This is a genomic window from Streptomyces sp. NPDC021356, from assembly GCF_040641015.1.
Classification (GTDB): Bacteria; Actinomycetota; Actinomycetes; order Streptomycetales; family Streptomycetaceae; genus Streptomyces.
In genome coordinates this window covers 176,505-200,906 of the sequence record NZ_JBFACU010000013.1, presented here as the reverse complement: position 1 = coordinate 200,906, position 24,402 = coordinate 176,505, and the positions used below count along the sequence as shown (strand labels likewise).

Here is a 24,402-nt window from a genome sequence, read left to right as displayed (position 1 = left end):
AGAGGCGAGGCCCTGTTTTCCGCGTGGAAAGCCCGCTCTCCCACCAGCCCGACGTCAGTCGAGCCGGTCTGCTGTGCCGGTGGGGGCGCACCGGTCAGTCGGCACGCGCCGTGAGGCATGACCGCATCGGCCATGACGCGCAGTGCCGCCCTGCTTGCCTTCCCCGGCTTGTTCCGCAGAGAGACGCTCCCTCTCCATGCTGACGCCGATCACGGGAACCGCAGGAGAGCCAACGTGGCCGCGAGCAGGAGTGCGGTGCTGCCGGAGATGAGGAGGGGGAGCCGGCCTTGGATGCCCCAGGCGAGGCCGGCCCAGAGACCGGCGGCCAGGACGGCGGCGCCTGTGGCGCCCTGATACAGGCCCTGCGCGGTGCCTTGCTGGTGGTCCGGAACGAGGGTGGAGATCCAGGCTTTGCCGACGCCGTCGGTGCAAGCCGCGAATCCGCCGTACAGCGGCAGGACGACGAAGACCAGCCAGGGCGCGTGAATGAGGCCGAGGCCCAGATAACCCGCGGCGAAGAAGACCAGGCCGGCTGCGAACACCAGCGGGCGGGGCAAGCGGTCGGACAAGGCCCCGGCGGGATAGGAAAGAGCGGCGTAGGCGAGGTTGTACACCGCGTACGCGCCCACCACCCCGGCCGTGGGCAGCCCCAGCTCGTGGGCGCGTAACAGGAGCAGCGCGTCGGGGAAGTTGACCAGGTTGAAGGCGAGCAGCACGGCCAGGACGCGCCAGTACGCGCGAGGCAGGGACCGCCAGGGGGTTGTCGCGGTCGTCGTGGGCGCGCTGCCTTCATGGGGCCGGGGGTCGCGGACAGCGGCGACCAAGGCGACCGAGGCCGCCGCTGGGAGCACCGCGGCCCAGAACAGGGGGCGCAGGTGGTGGTCGAGCGCCTCGTACAACGCCAGGCCTGCGAGCGGGCCGACGACCGCGCCGGCGGTGTCGGCGGCTCGGTGCAGCCCGAACACCTTGCCGCGCTGTCCGCTGGGGACGCCCTCGACGAGGAGGGCGTCGCGGGGTGCGCCGCGCATGCCCTTACCGAGGCGGTCGGTGACGCGGGCGATGAGTACCAAGGGCCAGGCGGAGGCGAGCGCGATGATCAGCTTGCCGATGGCGGCCAGCCCGTAACCGGCGCCGATGAGCGGTCGGCGCGCGATGCGGTCCGCGAGACGGCCCGCGGCGACCTTGGTGAGGGAGGCAGCGCCTTCCGCGACACCCTCGATGGCACCGACGGCGGCCGGCGGAGCGCCGAGAACCACTGTCAGGAAGATCGGCAGAATCGGATAGAGAAGTTCGCTGGCCGCGTCCTGGAGGAAGGACACCCCGCACAGCACTTTGACGTTGCGGGTCAGCCACACCGGAGCACGCCCGGCGGTCGGCGGGGGAACGGCGGCGGGCTCGGTCACGGGAGCAGTATTGCTGGAAATCGACCTGGAATGGCTGTGATCGTGATGCCGGCGAGCGCCAACCCGGTCGCGGCGGCCAGAATGTCGGCGGATGTTGCCGCACCCATCGGGTTCCGGAACCGGGCGGCCTGGAGGATTTCGCCCAGCTGAACCTCGGCGCTCTCGGCCACGGCGTTCTTCGCCGCTGTCATGAAGCTCCGGTCAGACGGCCGGTGCGCCGCGGCCTTTCGACCGCGTCTGCTCCCGGACCGGACTGGGCGGGCGCCCGGATAACCAGGGTCCTGCGTCGCAAATCCGTCGGCATGAGCGCACCAGGGAGGCGTGGACCCTTTCGGCGGCCTTGCTCCGGACGAAAGGCCTTGAGGTCTTGTCTCCAGGCCGTGGGCCATGCCCGGTGCCGCCGCCGGGAAAGCTTCCGGGGCCGGGCGTATCACTCCTGCTCGGCCCATGCGCGCGCTCGTGGCCGCAACGGCCGGGGGGCCTGCCGATGTCCTGCGGCTGGAATCGCGGGCCCATGGAGTGTGTGGGCTGTGTTGATGCCCCGGGCCGAACGACGAAGGATCGAAGGTCGGCGAGCGCGTGGTGGCCGTTGTGGACCCGGCGGTACCCGCGCCCCCATGTGGCCGGCACCCGGCAGGAGTACATTGTCGCCGCCGCCTGTGACAGGGCGGCACCGGAGCGTGGTCACCACGCCTGACCGGCATTTGTGCTCGGTTTCGTCCTCTGCCCACGGTGTGGGCAGACGGGGCTTCGGCACCGGGCGCGTGTCCGGGAACAGGGGTACACCGGTTGTATGAGTGTGCGGCGTGTGTCGGTGGACCGCTTCCTGGAGCAACCGTCGGGCCGCGGGGTAGTGGTGGTTGCCTTCGTTCTGGTCGTCGCGATCACCGTGGCGGACCTGACTTCCCCGCAGGACGTCCATCTGGGCCCCTTCCTGGTGATTGCGCCGGCCCTCACCGCGTCCTTGGCCGGCCCGTGGCTCACTGCGCTGCTCGGTGCACTGGCTGTGGCCGCCCAGGTGAGCATCGCCGTGTTCCACGGCGGGTTGACCACGCCCAACCATCTGGCGCAGATCACCGCGCTGACTGTGCTCTCGGCCTTGGTGGTCTTCGTCTGTCATGTGCGCGAGCGGCGTGGCCGGGAACTGAGCCGGGCACGGTCGGTGGCCGAGACGGCGCAGCTCGCGTTGCTGCGGCCGCCGCCGCGCCGGATGGGGCCGCTGCGGGTGGCTTGGCTGTATCTGGCCGCGGAGGACGAGACCCGTATCGGTGGCGACCTGTTCGCGCTGGCCCGCACCGACCGGCCCGGCACCCGTGTGATCATCGGCGACGTCCGGGGCAAGGGCCTGGCTGCCATCGGCGAGGCCTCCATCGTGCTGGGTGCGTTCCGTGAGGGCGCTCACCGCTACACCACCTTGTCCGACCTCGCGGCGGCCTTGGAGGAGAGCGTGGCCCGGAATCTGGAGGAGGTGGCCGACACCGAGGACGATCCGGGTGAGCACTTCATCACCGCCCTGCTGCTCGACATCCCCGACCAGGGCTCGCTGGCCGAGATGGTCAGCTGCGGCCACCCTCCACCCCTGCTGCGGCACGATCACCACCTCACGGCCCTGCACGCACGGCATCCCGCACCCCCCTTGGGCATGTGCCAGCCTCTCGAGTCCAGGTTCCGCACCGACACGTTCGCTTTCGAGGCCGGTGACATGCTGCTGCTCTACACGGACGGTGTCGTCGAAGCCCGCTCGCCGACCGGAGCCTTCTACCCGCTCAGCCAGTGCGCCGCAGTGTGCCGCGCCTCCACACCCGAGACCCTGGTTCGCGAGATCCATCGTGACCTGGTCGATCATGTCGGCCACGAACCCGAAGACGACGCCGCCCTCCTCGTCATCGAGCACTGCGCCACTCACCGCCTCCACCGGCACACCTCACAGAAGACACACCCTGACGAGAGGGAAGTCGTGCACGGTTCGTGCGACTCGACGTGACCGAGGACGCATCGGTGAGCAGCGCACTCGCGACGATCGACTCGGCCGAGGGCCGGCTCGACGTCCCGGTGAACATCTGGGGCGAACAGGCTCTCCAGCCGCGGCACGACCGCCCGCAGTTCGCGCTGGACTCGCTCGGCCCGCGGGGTGAGCCGGTATCCGCCCGGCGTCCCCACCAGCAGCTCGTCGCCGAGGGTGTCCCGCAGCCGCTGCAGGGCCCTGCTCATCGCCGGCTGACTCATCCCGGCGAGTTCGGCGGCGCGCGAGACGTGCCGTTCCTCCAGCAGCGCGGCCAGTGGAGCCAGCAGGTTGAGGTCGACCCGTTCAATATGCACCATCCGAATACCCACGGGGAAGTGCCGAGGGCACCGATCGGGCGGTACTGACCGAGCTGGACGAGCTGGCGGCGACCGGCCGGATCGAGGCGCGGGTCAGCCGGACCCATCCGCTGTCCGAGGTCCGGGCGGCCTTCACTCACCTGGAACACGACCATCCGTTGGGCAAGGTCGTCCTCCTCCCGTGAGCCCAGGGTCCCTGCACTACCGGCGCGACACCCTCGACGGCTTCGCAGCGGGTTCCGGACCGACCCTTGTCGGTCAAGGATCATCTTGACCGACGCGGTCAGCAGCGCGGGGCCGCCCCGCAGCACGTGCGGCCTGGTCAGCCGCCCGTGCCCGCAGGGGGGCGTCAGCGTAGCCGTGGGTCCATGTCCAGGAGTTGCTTGTCGGTGCGGTAGATGCCACCGGCGAAGTGTTCGACAGCCGAGCGCAGGCGCACCGGGTCGGCCCCGTAGACGCCCAGTGTTCCGATGACCACGTAGCGCTGGTCCGGGAGACGTTTGTTCAGCCCCTTTCGGAAGCCTTGCGGGCGCGGTGCGCCGGCCTTCAGCCGAGCAATGAGCGCGTTGGCGACGATCACCGTTCCGGGCGCCCGACGCACGACGCCCACGCACTCGATGTCTTTCCAGGGCACGTGAGCTGAATGCCCGCCATGGTCGGTGCCGAGACCGTCCCTGTTGACGACGAGGTCGTAGTGGACGCCTCGCCGGAGCAGGTGCGGGAGGAGGGCCAGCCCCGCGAGCACGGTGCTTGCGGCACCTGTGATCAAGACCGGTCGCCACCCCCCGAACAGCGCCATCAGCAGCATCAGCGCAATCACACCCACGCCCCACAGGACGGCTTCCACGGTCTCGCGGTGGCTCCGGACGGGCGGGCGGTGAGGCTGCTCACGGAAGCGGATCTCTTCCGCGTCGGCGTTCGGGGCCGTCGCGCACAACGGAACGGGCCCGCGGGCCAGGGCGAAGTCTCCCGCGGCGTTGACGGAGCGTCTTTGCGGCCGGGGCAGCCCCGCACCTTGCAACAGGGTGTCGATGTGCTGGTGAATACCGTCCAGGGTGAGCGGCGTGGGCTGGTTCAGTGCGTCGAGCAGGGCAGCGGTGAAGGCGGTGTGCCGTTGGCCGGGTGGCGCGTGTGAGGGGGCGTTGGCCGTGGTGGAGGTGAGGGTGTAGGTGCCGCTCACCTCGAGTTGGGCTGAGAACAGGCTGCCGGATTCGGTCATGGCGGCTACCGCGCGGCCGGAGAAGCAGCAGTCCAGCACCAGGACGCGCAGGCGGGCCCGGGCCCGGCCGAGGCAGCGTTTGACCAGGTCGACGGGGATGCCGGTGAAGGCGGCGTGGGCAGGGTCGGTGGAGGACAGAGCGAGGTGGAGCAGCCCGTCCTCGTCCAGCAGTCCGTGTCCGGTGTAGTAGACCAGCAGCAGGTCCTCCGCGTCGCGCGCCGCGGAGGCGAGTGCCATGCCGACACTGCGGTGATCGGCTGGATCGGCCAGCACCCGGCAGTGCGCGGGCGGCAGGATGCCGTACGTGTCTTCCGTGAGCGCCGCCCGGAGGTCGGCGAGGTTGGAGTTCACGGCGGGGATCGCCGGCAGGTCGGTGTCGTCGAAGACGCCGCACCCGATGAGGACCGCGCGGGATGCAGCAGGGTCGGGGAAGCGGGGCCTGCTGTGGTTCACGCCTCACCGCCGTCCAACAAGCGGCTGACCGCCTGGATCACCGCCTGCGGATCGCGCGCCCGCTGGACCTCCACGGTGACCTCCCTCCCGTCCTGCCGGCTCAGTCGCACGGTGACGTCCGCTCGGCGCTGCACCAGCCAGGTCGACAAGGAGCGGGCCAGCACGGCTCCTGCCCCGCCGGAGCCGAGCGCCACTGCCAGCACGTCGAACGCGGATCCCATCTGCCCCGGCTTCGGCGCCTGGACACGCAGTTCCACCCGGCCACGCAGCGTTTCCTCCGCAGCCAGCCAATCCCGCAGCGAGACCAGACTGCTCTCGGCGCCCACGCCCGGCCCGGCGGACACCCGAATCACCAACGTGTCCTGCCCGGACGAACTTTCACTCCCGCTGTCCCCGTACTTCACCATGGGAACATCCTGCCCTCAACGTCGCCGGCCGCGCAGGCAAGTTGTGAGCAGGGCTTGCCGGCCGCTGTGGGGATCTGTTCGGCCGAGTGGCCCCGGTACCCGGTCCGCGGATCGACGTCGGACGGTTCCAGCAGACCGGTCTCGTGGTAATGCCGTGGGCCCCGACGTTCGCCAGTTTCAGGACGACCTCGCCGACCAGGACGGCGTCCTCGGCCCGGCAGACGGCGACCACCAGGTTGTCGCCGTCCTCGGCCCACGCTGTACCGGCCGCCCGCCGGGCCAAGCTCCGCTCGCACTGCTCGCGGGTGAACGGCGGCCGGTAGAGGTAGCGGGCGACTTCCGGAAGACGCTGGTAGGCGTACAGGCCGTCGAGGTCGTCCGGCGTGAACCCGCGCAGGACCAGTCGCTCGGTGGCCACCGGTAGCTGGATCGTCGTCACGGGTCCCTGTCTCCTCCCCCGTGGCCGCCCGCCGGCATAACCGGCCGGGGAAGCGCAGCGGCCCCCGGAAGTGGCCCGTCCTTGCCATTCCACGGTGCGCCGGCTTGGCCGGTGCGTTTGGGCGGGACTCGACGGAACGCCATGGCCCTGGAAGACCGTGACCGGTTCGCTCGCTGAGATGCGATCAGAGGACCCTGGCAAGGCTGCTGCTGGAATACGTGCAGGTCCGCGACGATGCTGCCGAAGCCGTCGGATGGACCGGGCCGGTCGACTCCACCATCAGTCGCGCTCATCAGCACGCCGCCGAAGCCCGCAAAAGGGGGCGTCGGCGGTCGCCGCCTGAACTTCGAACCGAACAACCTCATCGGGTCGAACACTCATCGAGGGTCGGATCAACGCAGTCCGGCGAAGAGATCGTCCTCGGGCAGGGCCGCTCCGGTGGCGTCCTGGACACGTACGAAGGTCTCCATGCCCATCAACTCGCCGAACCGCTCCTGGCCCATTTTGAGGAAGAAGATGTTCTCGCCCTGACTGGCGTGGGCGGCCAGCGCGTCGAACTTCTGACCGCTGAACGCGGTGGCGTCCACCCACGTGGTGATCTCGTCGTCGGGAAGGCCTATCTCGGCCATCGCGGCGGCCTCGGCGGGATCCGGCTCCGGCATGTCCTCATGGAACTCGCGCATGATCTCACCGAACCGCTGCATCCCCGAGCGGGGCATAGTCGTCCAGTACACCTTCGGGGTGAGCGCGGTCATCTTCAGTGCCGCCATTGTGATGCGGTGGGCCTGAATGTGGTCGGGGTGTCCGTAGAAGCCGTTCTCGTCGTAGGTGACGACCACATCGGGTCGGTAGTGCCGCATGAGTTCAGCGAGTCGGGCAGCGCCTTCTTCCACGGGGGTCTGCCAGAAGGATCCAGGGGCGTCATTGCTCGGCCAGCCCATCATCCCGGAGTCGGCGTAGTCGAGCATCTCCAGATCGCTGACCTTCAGGACTTCACAGCTGGCTTCGAGTTCTTGACGCCGCATCAAGGCGACGGCCGCCGGATCGTGCCCCGGATCGCCGGGCTTGACACCTCCCGGCCCGTCCCCGCAACCGCCGTCGGTACACGTGACGAGAACCGTGCGGATGCCCTCCGCCGCGTAGCGCGCGAGGACTCCTCCGGTTCCGGTGGCCTCGTCGTCGGGGTGGGCGTGCACTGCCATGAGCGTCAAGGGCCGGTCAGTCATGGGACAGTCCTCCTGTAGGCATACATGTCGGTCCGGGTGCGCGGCGGGCGTACCGCGATCCCGAGGGCCCGGGTCCCGCCGGGCCCACGATGTCATGTTTTCGGTGTTCCCCGCCCGTGCGGCCCCGGTCCCTCGGTCCGTCCAACAGTGCCGCCCGACCCAACTGTTCCCGGCATGCCCCGAACATCTCGGCACCGGATCGCGAGGCGGTCTTCCGGAGCTTGCCGTCGGCGTTGGACATCCTGTGGTTCAGCGCCTGGTTCTTGGCGTCGACGAGAGGCGACCTGAGCGTTCCCGCCCGTCTTCGTCCGCATCACCGCGACGGACTGGGCCGAGGGCACCCTCGACGAGGCGGCTGTGGACTTTGGCTTCGGCCGGCCGGTGACGATGTGTTCGGGATCCGGTCGGGCAGTCGTTTTCATGCCCGGGGTGCAGGAGCGGACGTCGCATGCCACGGTCAGCCAACCGGTGCGCGATAAGGTTCCGCGGCCGCGGCAACGCGGTGTGCGCCGTACGCATCCGTCGGGGACGACGTCGATACCACCTGTCATACGTCGTTGATCAGCTCGTTGACCACCGTGTTCAGGTTGCGTTCAGGTTCGGAGAAGGCTCGGGCAACCTGAGCACCAGTTGCGCCAAAGGTCTGGCAAAGAGGTCTGGGGCAACTGCGGGGCGTCGTGTCATCGTGCCCGTCATGACGACTGATCACCTCATGCACGACCGTCTCCTGGACCGCACGCGGCATGCGCCGAGCAAGGTCCCGGAAGTGACCGCCTACTTCTGGATCATCAAGGTGCTGACGACCGGCATGGGCGAGACGGCCTCCGACTTCCTGGCTCGCGCGCTGGGTCCGATCGCGGCTGTGGGACTCGGGGGCATCGCCCTGGTGGCCGCCCTGGCGGTGCAGTTCGCCGTCCGGCGATACGTGGCCTGGATCTACTGGACGGCGATCGTCATGGTCAGCGTCTTCGGCACGATGGCCGCCGACGTCCTGCACGTCGGCCTCGGTGTCTCCTACACGCTCTCGACCCCCTTGTTCATGGCCGCACTGGGAGCCGTCTTCGTCCTCTGGTATCGCAGTGAGGGCACCTTGTCCATCCACAGCATCCACACCCGGCGACGCGAGACCTTCTACTGGGCGGCGGTGCTGGCAACGTTCGCGCTGGGCACGGCTTCCGGAGACCTCACAGCCACGATCGGCCTCGGTTACCTGGGCTCCGCCGTCCTGTACGGCGCCGCGATCGCGGTCCCGGCCCTCACTCACCGATGGGGCGGCCTGAACGCGGTGGCCGCGTTCTGGGCGGCGTACGTCCTGACCCGCCCCCTCGGTGCCTCCATCGCCGACTGGATGGCGGTCGGCCACGACCGGGGCGGACTCGACTGGGGACTGGGGCCAGTCACGCTGTCGTGGCTGGCGGCCATTCTCGGCTTCGTCGGCTATGTAGCCGTCTCCCGCAAGGACATCCAGAACCTCGGGCAGAACGTCACACCATGACGTGCTGCCGGTACATGACGACCCGAAGCCCTGATGCGGTCGAGCACAATGCCGTCGAACGCAGCAGGAGCCCCGCCGAGGTTGTCCCTCGGCGGGGCTCCTGCCCGTGCGCAAGAATGCCGGCTGTGCACTTCGGAGGAATTACATCGCCTCGACAGCTACCGCAGAAGACGAAAGTCCGACTGCGGCCTACGTAACTTCAATGTCGAAGCAGTCTCGGATGCGCGGGAGTACTTCCGCAGCAAAACGGACCGCGTGCTCTTTTATGCGGACGACGCTTTCTGAGTCGAATTCTCCTGTGGCCGACTGGGCGTCCAGTACGCCTTGCTCTTCCTGGACTTCCCGACTCTCAAGCGGGCCCAACGGAGGAGCAGGGTCGCCGTACCGGGTGATGACAGTCTTGCTCCCCCCCAGTCTGAAATCGAGGATGGACAGCATTTCCCTCAGAATCACAGAGGAGGCATGCACTCGCTCCGGCGCGGGGCGCAGCGCAGTTGCCATCGCATTGCCGACCAACTCCAGGGACCGGGCGGCGAAGAATTCCGGGTAGGAGGAATCAAATTGATCCGCTTGCGATTCTTCCCCTAGCTCGTCCAATGTTTCGGCGCATTCCTCGGCGACATCCTCACCGGATGCAGCAGCCCAGATCAACGCGAGGGAAGATTCGAGCCACTCAAGCTCCTCCTCGGGTCCGAGCGCGCGATAAAATGCGGAACCACGCTCCGCAATCGCAGCTGCTGCGACTCGCAGGAATGCCGCGGAAGGATTCGAGAGGGGCACCGCCCCGGGATCTTTCTGAGTCATCATTCAGTCTCCGCTACCCCAGAAGATGGTGTACTCCGAATTTTGTGGCTGATGCCCTCGAAATCCCTTTCCGCCCAGTGTGATGCCGAATACGTGATCGTTGAGCATCGGGCTGCAGGTGTCCACACAGAAGTTGCGTGAGGCAGCACCGAATACAGGGTGTTCGTGCGCGGCCAGACTGTTGAGGATCGCCTCCTCGGCGTGTCCGGCCCCGCGCACGAATTCTTCACCTTCCCGCAGCGTCCATGACGCCGGCATGGGGGCATCACCATTGATGCCGATGCGGATCGAGTATTCCTTTGTCTTCGAATTGAATACTCCGATCACCGCCGTGGTGGCCGAATTGTAGCCGCGGGTTGAATTGAGTTCCTCCGCGCGGTCCAGGGCCAGCATCGCATCGTCTTCGGTCCCGACGCCGCAGTTGTGAACGAGTACGGGTGTGACGCCTGCCAGCACATAGTACGTGTGGAGGTCGGACACCGTCATGTTGTGGACGGTGGTCCGCTGGACCGTCCAGCGGTCGATCGCCGTGATCTGGACGTACGTGCCCGAGCTCGTCCTCAGCCACTCGCCGGCCTTCAGGTCGGTGGCCTTGATCCAGGCGTGGAGTCCGGGGACCCAGAAGGGGTGGCCGTCGGTCGCGGTGACCTGGGCCGTCTTCGTGCCCTTCTTGCCGTCGGTGTCGATCGTGACCCTGACCAGGTGCTTCAGGCCCTGGCCCCTGATCTCGGCCGTGACCGTCTCGATCCGGGTCTCCCCCGTCTTCGGGTCGGTCGCGACGACCTTGTCGCCGGCCTTGACCTTCTCGATCGGCTTGGTGGAACCGTCGGCCATCAGGACCTTGGTGCCGGGGACGAAGCTGTTGCACGTCCCGCCCTCGCCGCCGGCCTTGCCCGAGCCGCCGCTGCCGCTGGTTCCGCCGTTGCTCTTGTAGGAGCCGCCGGACTTGCCGCCGGGCTTGGAGCCGCCGCCTGAGCCGGACTTGCCGCCACCTCCGCCACCGCGGGTGTGGGACGACACCTTCGGGGCCGCCTTGGCCTGGGCCGCCTTGTGGCGGGAGTTGCCCGTCTTCTTGGCGGCTTCCAGTGCCTTGTCGGCGGTCCTCTTGGCTGCCTCGGCCGCTCTCTTCTTGGCTCGTTGCGCTGCCAGCTTCTTGGCGCGCTCGATGGCGAGCTTCTTCGCCTTCAGCGCCGCGGCCTCGGCGGCCTTCGCCGCCTTCAGGACGATCTCGGCCGCCTTCTTGGCCGCCTTGAAGGACTCGACCGCCTTGATGGTGCGCTTGACGGCCTTGATGACGGACGGGATCTTGCCGAGCTTGGTCCACGGAATGGCGTCGACCGCGATGCTGACGCAGGACCACATGCTGCCGCCGAAGCAGGCCATCGCATCGTTGATGCCGATGAAGTCCTTCAGCGTCTCCCACGCCACGGACAGGATCACCGAGGTGAGGGACTTGCCCTGCATGGCCTGGGCCTGGGCGACCTGTGCCGCGGACAGACCCGCGCCCGCGAGGGCGGCGGCCCGCTCCGAAGCGGTCAGCGAGATGGCCAGGCCCGTCGGGTCGGAGAAGGTGACCGGGTTGTTGTGCGCGTAGGAGTAGCCGTTGGACTGCTGGACGTCGTTGAGGTCCACCACCGGGTCGGCGGACAGGAAGCGTCCGACGACCGGGTCGTACAGGCGGGCGCCCAGCGGCTGGTAGCCGGAGGCGTCGTCCCGGGTGGCGCCCAGGAAACCGGTGTGGCTCTGGAAGTTCACGCCGGCCGTGTCCGCGCCGCGCTGGTTGCCGAACGGATCCTGCTTGCGCAACCGCACCGACATCTCGCCGCCGAGGTAGACCTCCGCGTACGTACTGCCCTGGTGGTCGCTGGTGAGGGCGACCAGGCGCTCGCCGGCGTTGCCGTTGGCGTAGCGCATGACCGCGCCGCCGGGTGCGTCGTAGGTGCGCTGGGTGTGGACCAGGACGCCGCCCTGCTGGACGGTGACCTCGGACTCACCGAGGGACAGGGTGGCCTGCTTGCCCTGGATGGTCAGCAGGCGTGCCCCGTCGGGGCCGTAGATGTAGCGGGTGTCGTTCTGCGGGAACCACAGCTGGGCCGCCTTCGTGCTGTCGCAGGCGGTCAGCACGATCGGGGTGGAGTCCGCCGCGTTGGCGTCCTTGACGGACAGGCACAGGCCCGAGGCGACGTGCGTGAGCTGCCCGGAGGCGTTCCGCTTCAGCTCCTGCCCGGCCGAGCCGTCGCACTTGTGCAACTGGACGGCCGACCCGGTGGTGTTGCCGGCCGGCTGCAGGCACCACTTGTCGTAGATGGTCAGCGTGCCCCGGTCGGCATCGGTCCGCGTCGCACCCGGAGCGGGGACGAAGCGCCAGCTCTGGGCGGGTGACGTGTTGCAGGAGTACAGGGCGACCGGCTGGCCGGCGGCCGTGACGCCACCGGTCAGGTCCAGGCACTTGTCGGCGAGACCCACGTACGGGGTCCTGCCGCCGCTGCCCGCACCCTTGATCCGCTCGACCTGGCCGTCGTACGTCCAGGTCAGCTCCTGCTTGTCGCCGTTCTGGACGGACGTGACGGACTTGGTCTCGCCGGTCAGCTCGTACAGGCGCTCCGCCTCGGCCTTGACCTGCGCGCCCTGGGGCGTGGTGTAGGTCTTGGACACCTTGGTCAGCGTGCGCGGCTGGGTGCCGTCCGCCTTGCCGTAGGCGTAGGTGGTGGTGGCGTCCTTGGCGGTGGCGCCGGTGAGGTCCTTCTCGGTCAGCTCGGTGCGGTTGCCGAGGAGGTCGTACTCGTACTCCTGCCAGTAGCCGGAGTTGTCCTTGCCCGCCGCCACGTTGAACGTGCCGTCGCCGTTCTCCGGACCGGTGCAGGAACTCTGGTCCTTGGAGGTCCAGGCGGTCTTCAGCTCGCCCAGCGGGTTGTACACGAAGCACTGGCGCTCGTCGACGCCGGTGGCCGACTCCTGGATGGAGGTGACGTTGCCCGACGGGTCGTAGGTGTACGACCGCTTGGAGACGAGGTTGCCGGAGACGAGGGTCTTGTCGTCGCTCTTCTCGCGGTAGACCTGCTGGTCCTTCAGCTCACCGCTGGACTCGTCGAAGGTGTTCTGCGTCCAGACCCGGTAGGGCTGGGCGCCGAGCGTGGAGCGCAGCACCTGGCCGTAGGGGTCGTAGACCGTCTCGGAGCCGTACCAGTCCTTGCCGGAGATGGAGAGGGGCTTGCCGTCCTTGTTGTAGCGGACGACGAGCTTCTCCTGGGCGAGCTTGCCGATCTTCGGCAGGGTGGACTCCTCCAGCATGCCGTTGTCGGCGTACTTGTAGGAGTACGTGTACGACTGGTCCAGGCCCCAGGTGGAGGCCAGGGCGCTCGGCAGGGTCAGCGTGGTCGAGGTCGGCTGGTAGTCCTTGGTGTAGCCGTCGACCTGCTGGGTGTACGCCTGTCCGTCGGTGTAGCGGGTGGCCGCGTAGGGCATGCCCTTGCCGCCCGGGGCCAGGTCGTAGGTGAGGGTGGAGAGCAGGGTGCCGGAAGCGTCGTTCAGGCGCTGTTCGGTCGGCCGCGACAGCTGGTCGTAGCCGTTCCACACGACGGTGCCGCGCGCGTCCTTCGTGGTGAGTACGCGGTCGTGGTTGTCGTAGGTGGTCTTCCTGGCCCCGGTGTTCGGGTCGGTGACCGTGTCCGTGCGGCCGCGGTGGTCGTACGTCCACGTCCACGGGTGCGCGGTGTCGGCTGAGTCGGTCGCCTTCACGAGCCGGCCGCGCGGGTCGTACTGGTACTTCATCGACGTGAAGCCGCCGGGCGCGTCAGCGTTGAAGGTGTCGACGCGGGAGGTGCGACCCAGCGCGTCGGTGAAGACCCGGTAGTCGGAGGTGCCCTGCGGGTTGTCGACCTTCGACCAGTCCAGGCCGTACTCGTAGCGGGTGGCCCGCTCGGGGACCTCCTTGGACTGGGTCTCGCCGGTCAGCGGGTCGGCGACCTTGAGGACCGGGGTCTCCTGGAGGACGCGGCCGGAACCGTCGTAGGTGTAGCGCGTGATGTTGGGGACGGCCGTGTCGGCGAGGGGGGTGAACAGCTCGCCGGGCTCGGAGTCGTAGGTCAGGTAGGCGTTGTTGGTCTGCCAGACCTCACCGGAACTGTTGTACAGCGTGTCGGTGATCAGCCGGCCGCCGCCGTCGGCCTCCTCCTGCGTCTGCCGCTCGCGGCCGAGGCCGTCGTAGAGGGTGACGGATGTCTCGATGCGGCCGTTGTACCCGCGCGAGGAGGTGGTGACGTAGGACGGCTTGCGGTCCTCGCCCTCCTTGTACTTCGGGACGGTGTAGACGGCGTGGAAGTCCGGCACGGCGTCGGCTGTGGGGGTGCGGTCCGCGGCCCAGGCGTTCTCCAGACGGCCCAGCGGGTCGAACTCGGCCTGGGTGACGTGGTTGTTCGCGTCGATCGTCTTCGTCGTGGTGCCACGACCGGGCTCGACCTCACGGACCTCGGACTGGCCGAGGGCGTTGGTCTCGGTGACCTTGAAGACCTGGCCGGTGGCCGGCTCGTAGGTGATGGTGCCGGCGGTCTTGTGGTCCTGGTCGGTGGTGCGGGTCACCCGGCCGACGGCGTCGAACTCGGTCGTGCCGTCGGACTGCCAGCCCGTCCCCTCACCGTTGACCGACCAGGTCTCGGACGCCTCGCCCTTGGTGGTGTCGGCGAGCGCGGCGCCGTAGGCCTGGCCGTCGTAGGCGGCTCTGTTGCCGCCGCTGAGCGTCGACAGGTCCGAGAAGTCGGCCGCCGCGCAGGTCGTCGGGGAGACCAGGACCTGCTTGGTCAGACCGATCAGGTGCTTGGCCGTGTTGTGGACGTACTCCGACTTGGTGCAGGACTCGTCGCCGGTCCTGCCGGTGTCGCCGAGGGATTCCACCTGGACGGGCAGGCCGTAGGCCGACTCGTACGTCGTGTGGGTCTTGACGACCCGCTCGGTGCGGGTGTCGTCGCTGTCGGTGCCGGAGGATTTCGTGTAGGCGATCTCGTCCGGCTCGGTGACGCGCCAGGCACGCAGCGGGTCGAGGCCGTCGTCGCGGTCGCGGTGGGCCAGTTCGGTGGCCTGAGGGACGGTGACGGAGCGGGAGACCCAGTCCGTGTCCGCGTCGGTGGCGTTGTCGTAGTCGAGCTCTTCCGCGATGCGGCCGGCGAACGGTTCGCGGTCCTTGGCGATCTCGGTGCCGGTGATGTCCTTCACCGACGCGCTGTCGCCCATGCCGCGGAAGAAGCGTGTCACCGCCTTGGACCGCTTCGAGCCGATCGACGCGTCGTCGGTGCCGGTGATGACCGTGGTCTGCTCTACGCCCGCGAACTGCGAGTACGTGCGGGTCGACTTCTTGGTGAACTCGGTGTCGGCGAGCTTCCAGGTCGGGTTCTTGTACGCGTAGGCCGTCTTGGTCGCGAAGGCCCCGTCGACGTTGGGGAGTTCCTCGATGGAGTCGACGACGTACTTGTGGAACCAGTCGATGTCCTCGACCTCGGGGTCCGGGGACCAGAAGGCGGGGTAGCACAGCCGCGTGTTCGCCTTCAGGGCGGCGGTGTCCTTCTTGCCCGGCAGGTCGGTGCCGGTGGCGCAGTCGCCGGTGGGCTGCTTGTAGGTGACGACGGTCTCGCCGCCGTACTCGTTGATGACGCGCCCGATGCGCTGGCGGGAGAAGCCGGGACGCGGATCGTCCGCTCCCCGCTGCACCCGGTTCGGCATGTCGTCGGCGTTGGGCTCGAAGCGCACCGCGTTCATGTCGACGCTTCTGTCGGTGCTGCCGTTGCGGGCGTAGCCGGTGCGCTGTACGGACTCCAGCCACAGTGCCGTGTTCGGGCCCGACTTGAGGACGGGGAAGCTCTGGGTGAGCGTGTAGCGGTCCACGACCTGGCGGGCGCCGGTGTCGGTGCGGCGCTGCGCGGAGGTCTGGATCTGCACCAGGCGCTTGCGGCTCCAGAAGGAGGGGCCGGCGTTCCAGCACTTGGTCTTGTAGGTCGAGGTGACCTTCTTGCAGTTCAGGTCGGCCGGGGTGTCGTACCAGATGCGGTACTTGCCCGGGTCCTTGTCCTCGAAGTTCGCGTCCGAACAGGTCAGGTCGCCCTCGGGCAGGCAGCGTTCGGTGACCGTGAAGTTCACCCGGGCGGCAGCGGTCGCGGAGAAGAGGGTGTCCCTGCGCTGGCCGTAGTCGATGTGGTCGAGCCAGCCGTCGCGGTCGTAGGAGACCGGGGCCTTGAAGTCGAAGTTGCGGGCGTAGTGGTTCTGGTCCTTCTTCCACCACAGGGACATCGCGTTGCCGTGGATGTCCTCGACGTAGTCGAGGTTCCACCGCCAGCCCTGGGTGCAGGCGGAGTGGGCCCAGTCACCGGCCTTGTAGCAGTCCTCGCCCTCGTGGTTGCCGTAGACCGGCACGGTGAGCACCGAGTCGGTGGTCGGCTGGCCCGCGGTCCAGTTCGGCAGCTTGTTCAGGCCGAAGTGGTACTTGGTGCCGTCGCGGGTCGTGACGACCCAGTACTCGCCCTTGTAGGCGCCGTTGCCGTTGCCCGCGTCGGTGAGGCGCTCGATCTTCGAGCCGTCGCCGTTGGCGGTGAACCACTGCTGCTTGTCCTTGTCCCAGACCAGCTCGGTGGTCATCCCGCCCAGCGACAGGGTCGCGTTGTCCGAACCCCAGCACAGGTCGGCGGTGCGGTGCGTCTTGTTGTTGGAGCCGGCCTTCTTGGAGTCCTCGCGGCAGTTGGCGTACGTCCGGGTGATGGAGCCGGGGTTGTAGTCCCAGCCGTCACCGATCCAGGAAGCCTGGTTGTTCGTCGCCGATGTACGGCCGTCCACCGACTGGGAGGAGTAGCCCAGGGAGATCTTCGGCATCGGGCCGCCGGCGGTCTGCGGCACCTGCACGTCGTAGGAGTACGTGAACGCGCCCGAGGACGAGCCCGCCGCCCACCCGCCCGAGGACAGCAGCGGGGAGGCGGTGAAGTCACCGGTCGCGGAAGCCCCCGTGTCCATCGCGCCGACGACCTGCGGACCCGAGGCGTCCACCACGGGCAGCACATCGCCGCCGCGGTACGAGGCGGTGCGGGCCGAAGCGCCGGAGGGGGGCGTGCCCGCGTTGCCCGCGAGCAGGTTCCCGACCGGCACGGAGCCGGTGAGGATCGTGCGCCGGCCGGCCTTCGCCGCGGCCTTGTTCCTCGTCGGTGCCTTGGCGGCGGCGACGAGCTTGACCGAACTGCGCAGCCGCTCGGGCCGCTTGTCGGTCTTGCCCGACATGGTGGTCGTACCGCCGTCGGCGGCGCAGTCGCCGCTGTCGGGGGAGTCCATGACGCAGTTGGGCAGCAGGACCAGGCCGAAGCGCTCGGCGGCCTGGGTGCCGTACAGGTCGGCGAAGCCGCTGGTGTCGACGTCGATCGCGACCTGCGCGGCCGGATCGGCGTCGGCCGGCGGCGTGACCTTCATGATCATGCCGGAGACGCCCGCGTCCTGCGAGGTGCCCGGCGCGGCCAGGTCGACCTTCCAGTCACCGTCGATCGCGGCCGGGTCCGTGCCCTCGGGCACGCCCACCGCGATCGGCAGGTCGTCGACCGGGACCGTGGTGCCCGGCGTGGTGTCGGCCGTCAGGGTGGCGACACCACTGTCCTGCGTCCACGGAGTGACCGCGGTCGGGGTGTAGGGATCGACGGGAACCTCGGGCGCGGTGGTGAGGTTCTTCTCCGCCTCCTCGTCCGCCTTGAGCGCGGTGGGGTCGGGCAGGTCGGGGAGCTTGACCTCCTCCCGGCTCATGCCGGGGCGGGGTATCGCCCAGGCCTCCGTGCCGAGACTGCTCACCAGCAAGGCCGTGGACAGCAAAAGGACGGTCGCCGCGCGGCTTTGCCGGCGGCGCCGTCGTTGTGACTCCGTCATCGCCGGGCGCGAGCGCCTCAGCCATGACGGTGGACTTTGAGCGCGCATACGCGTCGACCCCACCAAGGCATACGAGAAAAACGACAGATGGAGTCCGCACCCTCTGTCATGCCCCCCACACAATTCAAGATCGTCTCAAGATGGTTCCAGCAAGTGATGTGATCCGCGTCACCGGACAGGAGTCCATCGATCACCATCTACGGGAAACACGTCGACAAGATCATCCATATCCACCCCTAGGTCGCGCACCGGGTGATCAAAAGCCGCACATGGCACACCGTCAAGGAGCGATCAACTCCTCCCCATGCGATCGTCACGACTTCATAAATTCTTCACACGTGGACTGGCTGTGCAGATCATGTGATCGTTTGCGCGCCCATGCCCATCCGCCCAGGTCCACACGGGAGTAGACCGCCGCCGTGTCCGCGCCGCATCGTTTTCTCAGCCCCTTCGTGCGCACGCGCACCAGGCTGGCTCTCACCCTCGGCCTCGTTCTGGCCGCCCTGACCGCAGCCCTGTCGCCGTGGTGGCAACCCGGCGGGGGGCAGCCCCCGCAAGCCGGCAAGGCCACCGCCGCGCGCCCGGCGTCGACCGGCCCCCGCGACGAAACGGCCGCACAGGCCGAGGCCAGGCGCACCCGCAAGCAGGTCCTCGTCGAGACAGCCACGACCGCCACCTCCCAGACCTGGGCGCAGCCGGACGGCAAGCTGCGCACCGTCATCACGGCCACGCCGACCCGGGCGAAGACCGCGACGGGTGCCTGGGCTCCGATCGACAACCGGCTGCGCCGGGTGCAGAACGCCCCGCGCGACCTGGGCGTCCAGCCCGTCAACGCCGCCCGGCCGATCCGCTTCTCCAGCGGCATCAAGGGCGCCCACGCCGACCGCTCCTTCGCGCGCCGGCCGCTCGCCGACGGCCCGCAGGCCCGCGAAACGGTGCTGGCCGAGGTCGACATCGACGGGCACACCGTCGCCTACACCTGGCCCGGCGCCCTGCCCGAGCCCGTCCTCGACGGCCCGCGCGCCCTGTACCCCGAGGTGCTGCCGGGCGTCGACCTGCTGCTGGTCGCCCGTGAGGAGGGCGGCTTCGCGCAGCTGCTGATCGTCAAGAACAAGGAGGCCGCGCAGTCCAAGGCCCTCACGACGGTGACCTACGGCCTGCGCTCGGCCACGGCCCGCTTCCGCCACGACGAGAGCGCCGGCCGAGTACTCGTCCAGGACAGGTCCGGCAAGGAGATCGGCTCCATCCCGACCCCGTTCGCATGGGACTCCGCCGGCCGCGATCCCGAGCTGGACGAGGGCGAGGGCGGCCCGCGCACCTCCGTCGCCACCTCCGCCGACGTGCTGAAGCTGTCCGGCCTGACGGGCATCGAGCCCGGGGCGCACAGCGCTCCCGTACCCGTCGAGATCGAGGGTGACGGCACCTCCAGCGCACGCCTCGGTCTGCACGCGGCCAGGACCGGCCTGTTCACGGCCGCCGGCACGAAGTACCCGGTCTTCGTCGACCCGCCCCTCAACACCGGCTGGCTCGCCTGGACCGTGGCCTACAAGCCCTACCCGAACACCAGCTTCTGGGACGGCACCAACTTCTCCTCCGGTACGTCCGACGCCCGCGTCGGCCACGAGAGCGACACCGGCGGCACCGCCCGGTCGTTCTGGCGGATGAACTTCAGCAGCAGCATCAAGGACGCGACGATCTCCTCGGCGCACTTCAAGGTCCTGAACAACCACTCCTGGTCCTGCACCAAGCGTGACTTCGAGTTCTCCCTGACCGGCCCGATCTCCTCGGGCACCACGTGGAACAAGCAGCCCAGCTGGTCCACCGTGCAGGACAAGAAGTCCTTCGCGCACGGCTGGTCCTCCAGCTCCTGCCCCGACGACTACGAGAGCTTCGACGTCAAGGACGCCGCCCAGAAGGGCGCCACCGGCGGCTGGTCGAACCTCACGTTCGGGATGAGAGCCACCCCCTCCACCGCCGAGTCCGACAACCAGACCTGGCGCAAGTTCAAGGCGACCAGCGCCACCCTGGAGGTCGTCTACAACCGGGCTCCCTCCGAGCCCACCGGCGGCAGGACCACCCCCGGTGGCGCATGCTCCGTCGGCGGGTCGGGCGTGACCGTCGGCAAGACCAACATCGTCCTGTCGGCCACGGCCAAGGACCCCGACGGCAACCTGCAAAAGCTGCAGTTCCGCTTCTGGAAGACCGGCGGCACGGTCCCGGCCGTCACCGAGGTCACCCCGAACGCCGGCGGCACCGCCACCATGACCGTCCCGGCCACGTTCCCGCTGGAGGACAAGACCACCTACTCGTGGGACGTGCGCTCGAAGGACTCCGACGGCCTGGTGTCCACGTTCTTCCCGCCGGGCACCGATCCGTGCCGGATCACCGTCGACGCCAGCGCACCCAACCAGCCCGCCGTCGACAGCACGGACTTCCCCGAGGCCACGAGCGACCAGGACAACTGGTCGGGCGTCAGGTTCGGCGGCAAGGGCGCGGTGACCTTCACCTCCACGGGCGCGACCAAGTTCCGCTGGTCCATCGAGGGCAACAACCCCGTCGACGTCACGGCCACGAACGGCTCGGCCACGCTCAGCGCCCTGGCTCCCGCGCACGCCGGCCCCAACACCCTTCAGGTGTACGCCTACGATGCCGTCGGCAACGTCAGCAAGCGCACCGACTACACCTTCTTCGTACCGCCGCGCGACCAGGCCGACGGTCCCATGGACGCCACCGGCGACGCCAAGCCGGACCTGGTGATCGTCGACGCCGGCGGCAACCTGCGCAACTGCGTCGGCGGCGACGACGGCGACCTGTACAACTGCCTCACCGCCTCCTACGACAGCACCAGGAAGGCCGACGAGCAGCGCGACCCGGAGGGCTACTGGTACGACCCGGCCACCGGAAAGGCCGCCCTGATCGCGCACTACCAGGACGCCTACCCCGGTGACGGTGCCACCGACCTGTTCGCGGTCTCCCCGGACGGCCGGTTCTGGCTCTACCCGGGCGACGGCTACGGCAGCTTCGACGTCACCGAGCGCCTGGAGGTCCGCCTGCCCTCCGGCACCCCGGCACCCTCGACGTGGACCCAGATCAAGGCCGTCGGCGACATCACCGGCGACAAGCTGCCCGACCTGGTCCTGCGGGCCGGCGCGCAACTGTGGACGCTGTCCGGCTACACCGGCGCGGCCTTCCAGACGGCCACGCTGATGAACGACGACGCGTGGGGCCGCCGCGAGGTCGTCAACGTCGCCGACATCAACGGCGACAAGACGCCCGACCTGCTGTGGCGCAACCTGGACAACGGCAACATGTACGACCGCCAGGGCAAGCCCGGCCCCGTCGCCGGCAGCGTCGCCCTGGACTCGCTCAAGCTGGCCGCCGACTCCCTCACCGGCAAGGACGAGCCGTACGGCACCAGCTGGACGGAGACCAACGTGCCCACGGCCATCGGTATCCCGGACGTCAACGACGACGGCATCCCCGACATCTGGGCCCGCCTCGCCTCCGACGGCGCCACACGGATCTACCATCCGTCCCGGACCAACACCAACGCCCCCGTGCGGATCGTCCTCACGGTGAACTGGAACACGGTCAAGGCCTTCGGCTGACGCTCCTCGCAGGGCCGGGCCCCGGCCGCCCCTGAGGGGTGGCCGGGGCCCGGCCCTGCGAGGGCGGACCAAGCGGCCTGCGGCGGCACACCTCCCGCCGTCGTCGCGGACGGTCCGGTCCGGTTCCGGGGAGCCGGAGTCGACTCGCACGCCTCCGCACGGGGATCCAGGAGGACGGGCAGGCTCCGGTCCGGCGCGGCCCGTACGACCGGCGGGCCTGGTCAGTCGTCCAGCACTGCCAGGGCGTCCATCTCGACGAGCAGTCCCGGAGGAAGCCGCATGTAGACGGTGGTCCGGGCCGGGAAGGGCTCTTGGACCGCAGCGGCGTAGGCCTCGTTCATCTCGGCCAGGTGGGCGGGATCGGTGAGATACACGCGCAGCATCACGACGTCCTCCAGGTCCGCGCCGCCCGCCTGGAGCACGGCGGTGACGTTGCCCAGGGTCTGTGCGGTCTGCTCGGCGACCGTGGTGCCGACGACCTCGCCCGTGTCCGGGTCGAGCGGGAGCTGCCCGGAGACCTGCAGAACGGGTCCCTTGCGGATGCCTTGGGACAGCGGGGCCGGCAGGGCGGGGGCGTGGTCGGTGGTGATGACGGCTCTGGTCATGGTGTTCCTCGAAGGGGGTGGGCAGACACGGCAGACACGAGCAGTCAGCTCCAGGCCTGTCGTTCCTGGCTGCGGGGGTCGTCGACCTGGGTCCACTCGGCGTCGACGCGCATGGTGGCCCTGCGCCGGGTGTCGTACGGGTCCCAGCCGGGGTTGCCGGTCGTGGCGAACCGGATCCAGGTCTCGTGCATGCGGGCGGCGAGATCCGCGGGGGGCTTGTCGGGGCCGAGCAGGGCGGCGGGGCCGTGCAGTCGGGAAAGGTGCGTGAGGTCGAAGACGAAGGGCAGCTCGACCGCGTGGGTGGCGCCGAGCTGTCCGTCCAGGGCCTGGGAGCGCCAGGCGAACTCATAGGCGTAGGTGGCGGACCGGGGACGGGCGGCGTGGGCGTCGGCCAGGGCCCGGCTTCCCGCACCGAACAGTGCGTCGCCCATGATGGCGGAGAGCAGTTCGCCGGGAGACGCCTCGGGGCGTGCCTTGCGGTAGGTGTCGACGAGTTGTGCCGGATCGGGGTGGGAGCGCGCCGCCGCGTCGTCGACATCGGCGGCGGTCGAGGTGGCGTACTTGTCCACCGGGACCAGGTAGAGGTTTCCCTCCTCGGTGTTGGTCCCGATGAGCAGGTCGACCTCGCAGCCGAGGCCGGCGGCGACCGATGCGGCGGGCTGGGTGTCGAGGACGAGACTGAAGGGGCTCAGTCCGATCAGCGGGTCGTGACGGGTCTCGGTCCGCAGGTCGATGCCGGCGAGCCGGGAGGCGGCCTCGACCAGGCGCTCGTCGGAGATCTCCGCGAAGGCGTCGGCATGGGGGGCGATGCCGAGGGCCTCGGCCGCCGCCCGGGTGACGCGGGCGGCCTGCTCGGCGGTGAACGCCCCGAGGCCGCTGCCGCTCTGGACGATCGCCCGTCGGAAGAGGCCCGCGGCTTGCGGGGTGGCGAGGACGCCACCGACGACGGTCGCTCCGGCGGACTGGCCGAAGAGGGTGACGTTGTGCGGGTCACCGCCGAAGGCGGCGATGTTCTCCCGCACCCAGCGCAGCGCGGCGACGACGTCGAGCATGCCGCGGTTGGCGGGCGCGCCGGGGAGGTCGAGGAACCCGGCGATGCCCAGCCGGTAGTTGAGGGTGACGAGGACGACGCCGTCACGTGCGAAGGAGGAGCCGTCGTAGAGCGCGGACCGTGTCGACCCGGCGACGAATCCGCCGCCGTGGACGAACACCATGACCGGGAGGTCGGCGCCGGCGGCGGCTTCGGGTGTGAAGACGTTGACGGTGAGGTAGTCCTCGCCCCGGACCCAACCGGTCCCGAAGTAGGGGGACATGTCCACCCTGCCGAGACTGCGCTCGGACTGCGGTGCGTTGGGCCCCGGCGCGGTGGCGTCCCGTACGCCGTGCCACGGCTCGTGCGGCCGCGGCGGCGCGAACCGGCCGGCGCCGCGGGGCGGGGCGGCGTAGGGGATGTTCACGAAGGCGGTGGTGTCGTGTCGGCGCAGGCCGCGGACTGCTCCCTGCGCCGTGTTCACGACGGGGTCGGGGTGGTGGTTCACGGTGGTGTCTTTCCGTAGGGTCTCAGGCCTGCTCGGTGTACGGCGCGAAAGGGGCCCAGCCCTTGATGGCGAACTTGCCGCCCTCACGCCTCACTTCGGCGGCGCCGTGGCCGCCCAGGTGCGCGGGGATCACGAGGGCGTTGTTGTCGGCCGCCCAGCCGAGCACCTTGCGGCGCGTGGCGCGGGCGCCCGCGGGGTCCTCGCAGAAGCAGCTGTTGGCGTCCGGTTCGAGGATCTGCACGGGGCTGTGCAGCAGGTCGCCGACGAACACCGCGCGGTCCGTCCCGGAGGTGAGGGTCAGGACGGAGGAGCCCGGGGTGTGTCCGGGGGCCGCGTCCAGGCGCAGGTCGGCGTCGATCTGGTGGCTGTTCTCCCACAGCAGCGTCTGCCCGGCCTGGTGCACCGGGGCCACGCTGTCCTCGAAGACGTTCTGGTTGCCCCGGCCGAGCAGCGGTTCGTGGCCGTTCTCCGGATTCCAGAAATCGAAGTCGTCCTTCGGCATCAGATAGGTGGCGTTGGGGAAAGTGGGCACCCATTGCCGGCCGTCCAGGTATGTGTTCCAGCCGACGTGATCGACATGGAGATGCGTGTTGATCACGATGTCCACGTCCTCGGGCTCGACTCCGGCCCGGGCGAGATCGGCCAGGAAATCCGTCTTGAGGTGGCTCCAGACCGGAGCGTACGGGCGCTCCTTGTGATTGCCGACGCCGGTGTCGACGAGGATGGTCCTGCCCGAGCTGCGCAGCAGCCAGGTCTGGATCGCGGAATTGACGATGTTGGTTCCGGGATCCAGGAAATGCGGGGCCAGCCAGGAGGCGCCGTCGTCCCACACGTCTTTGGGGCTTTCCGGGAAAAAGGTGTCGGGCGTCATCTCGACAGAGCCGAAGTATTCCCATACCCGGGTGATTTCGACGTTACCGAGCGTGATGTGGTTCATGAGGTGTCCTGGGGAATTCGGGGGATTTCCTGAACCGTACGAGCGGGCTCGGCGGGCGAGGTATC

15 protein-coding genes and 2 pseudogenes are annotated in these 24,402 nt (G+C 69.2%); 5 read left to right on the top strand and 12 right to left on the bottom strand.

Features of this window, described 5'->3' with window-relative positions; translation table 11 throughout:
* Positions 1-209 precede the first annotated feature (209 nt).
* The gene (locus AB0G56_RS19800; RefSeq protein WP_360970812.1) at positions 210-1,403 is read right to left on the bottom strand and encodes an MFS transporter; all 1,194 of its coding nucleotides are present in this window, start codon (positions 1,401-1,403) and stop codon (positions 210-212) included.
* A complete protein-coding gene (locus AB0G56_RS19795; RefSeq protein ID WP_360970810.1) occupies positions 1,400-1,594 on the bottom strand; it encodes a hypothetical protein in 195 nt (64 codons plus the stop codon). Before AB0G56_RS19795 ends, AB0G56_RS19800 begins: the two co-directional genes overlap by 4 nt.
* 617 nt (positions 1,595-2,211) lie before the next feature.
* Here AB0G56_RS19795 and AB0G56_RS19790 point away from each other — a divergent pair.
* The gene (locus AB0G56_RS19790; protein WP_360970808.1) at positions 2,212-3,387 is read left to right on the top strand and encodes a PP2C family protein-serine/threonine phosphatase; all 1,176 of its coding nucleotides are present in this window, start codon (positions 2,212-2,214) and stop codon (positions 3,385-3,387) included.
* Between the two features lie 74 nt (positions 3,388-3,461).
* On the opposite strand, the pseudogene AB0G56_RS19785 reads toward AB0G56_RS19790, so the two are convergent.
* Positions 3,462-3,725 (bottom strand): annotated as a pseudogene (locus AB0G56_RS19785) (LysR family transcriptional regulator); the annotation flags it as partial.
* Between the two features lie 44 nt (positions 3,726-3,769).
* On the opposite strand from AB0G56_RS19785, the gene AB0G56_RS19780 reads away from it, so the two are divergent.
* Positions 3,770-3,910, top strand: a complete 141-nt coding sequence (locus AB0G56_RS19780) for a zinc-binding dehydrogenase (RefSeq protein WP_360970892.1) — start codon at positions 3,770-3,772, stop codon at positions 3,908-3,910.
* 164 nt (positions 3,911-4,074) lie between these two features.
* Here AB0G56_RS19780 and AB0G56_RS19775 read toward each other — a convergent pair whose 3' ends face one another.
* The 3 genes from AB0G56_RS19775 to AB0G56_RS19765 are packed head-to-tail and all read right to left on the bottom strand — an operon-like array spanning position 4,075 to position 6,243.
* Positions 4,075-5,397: a caspase family protein gene (locus AB0G56_RS19775; RefSeq protein WP_360970807.1), complete on the bottom strand. Its 1,323-nt coding sequence runs from the start codon at positions 5,395-5,397 to the stop codon at positions 4,075-4,077.
* Positions 5,394-5,804 (bottom strand): hypothetical protein, encoded by a 411-nt coding sequence (locus AB0G56_RS19770; RefSeq protein ID WP_360970805.1) that lies wholly within the window; start codon positions 5,802-5,804, stop codon positions 5,394-5,396. The genes AB0G56_RS19775 and AB0G56_RS19770 overlap by 4 nt, the downstream gene beginning before the upstream one ends.
* Positions 5,776-6,243, bottom strand: coding sequence for a GNAT family N-acetyltransferase (locus tag AB0G56_RS19765; protein ID WP_360970803.1), 468 nt, complete (start codon positions 6,241-6,243; stop codon positions 5,776-5,778). Before AB0G56_RS19765 ends, AB0G56_RS19770 begins: the two co-directional genes overlap by 29 nt.
* A 184-nt stretch (positions 6,244-6,427) precedes the next feature.
* On the opposite strand from AB0G56_RS19765, the pseudogene AB0G56_RS19760 reads away from it, so the two are divergent.
* Positions 6,428-6,566 (top strand): annotated as a pseudogene (locus tag AB0G56_RS19760) (IS5/IS1182 family transposase); the annotation flags it as partial.
* Between the two features lie 69 nt (positions 6,567-6,635).
* Here AB0G56_RS19760 and AB0G56_RS19755 read toward each other — a convergent pair.
* Positions 6,636-7,469 (bottom strand): PIG-L family deacetylase, encoded by an 834-nt coding sequence (locus AB0G56_RS19755; protein ID WP_360970802.1) that lies wholly within the window; start codon positions 7,467-7,469, stop codon positions 6,636-6,638.
* A 694-nt stretch (positions 7,470-8,163) separates the two neighbouring features.
* Between AB0G56_RS19755 and AB0G56_RS19750 the strand changes: the two genes are divergently transcribed.
* Positions 8,164-8,964 (top strand): hypothetical protein, encoded by an 801-nt coding sequence (locus AB0G56_RS19750; protein WP_360970800.1) that lies wholly within the window; start codon positions 8,164-8,166, stop codon positions 8,962-8,964.
* Between the two features lie 189 nt (positions 8,965-9,153).
* Here AB0G56_RS19750 and AB0G56_RS19745 read toward each other — a convergent pair whose 3' ends face one another.
* Positions 9,154-9,771: a hypothetical protein gene (locus AB0G56_RS19745; RefSeq protein ID WP_360970799.1), complete on the bottom strand. Its 618-nt coding sequence runs from the start codon at positions 9,769-9,771 to the stop codon at positions 9,154-9,156.
* Positions 9,772-17,529: a ricin-type beta-trefoil lectin domain protein gene (locus tag AB0G56_RS19740; protein WP_360970890.1), complete on the bottom strand. Its 7,758-nt coding sequence runs from the start codon at positions 17,527-17,529 to the stop codon at positions 9,772-9,774.
* 539 nt (positions 17,530-18,068) lie between these two features.
* Here AB0G56_RS19740 and AB0G56_RS19735 point away from each other — a divergent pair.
* Complete coding sequence (locus AB0G56_RS19735) at positions 18,069-21,257, top strand: DNRLRE domain-containing protein (protein WP_360970797.1); 3,189 nt, start codon at positions 18,069-18,071, stop codon at positions 21,255-21,257.
* Between the two features lie 221 nt (positions 21,258-21,478).
* On the opposite strand, the gene AB0G56_RS19730 is transcribed toward AB0G56_RS19735, so the two are convergent.
* From AB0G56_RS19730 to AB0G56_RS19720, 3 genes are read right to left on the bottom strand one after another with little or no spacing between them, the layout of a single operon-like run.
* Entirely contained in the window at positions 21,479-21,862 is a 384-nt protein-coding gene (locus tag AB0G56_RS19730; RefSeq protein ID WP_360970796.1) for a Rid family detoxifying hydrolase, read from the bottom strand.
* A gap of 44 nt (positions 21,863-21,906) precedes the next feature.
* Positions 21,907-23,400: a carboxylesterase family protein gene (locus tag AB0G56_RS19725; RefSeq protein WP_360970794.1), complete on the bottom strand. Its 1,494-nt coding sequence runs from the start codon at positions 23,398-23,400 to the stop codon at positions 21,907-21,909.
* A gap of 22 nt (positions 23,401-23,422) precedes the next feature.
* Positions 23,423-24,337, bottom strand: a complete 915-nt coding sequence (locus AB0G56_RS19720; RefSeq protein WP_360970792.1) for an MBL fold metallo-hydrolase — start codon at positions 24,335-24,337, stop codon at positions 23,423-23,425.
* Positions 24,338-24,402: the final 65 nt, after the last annotated feature.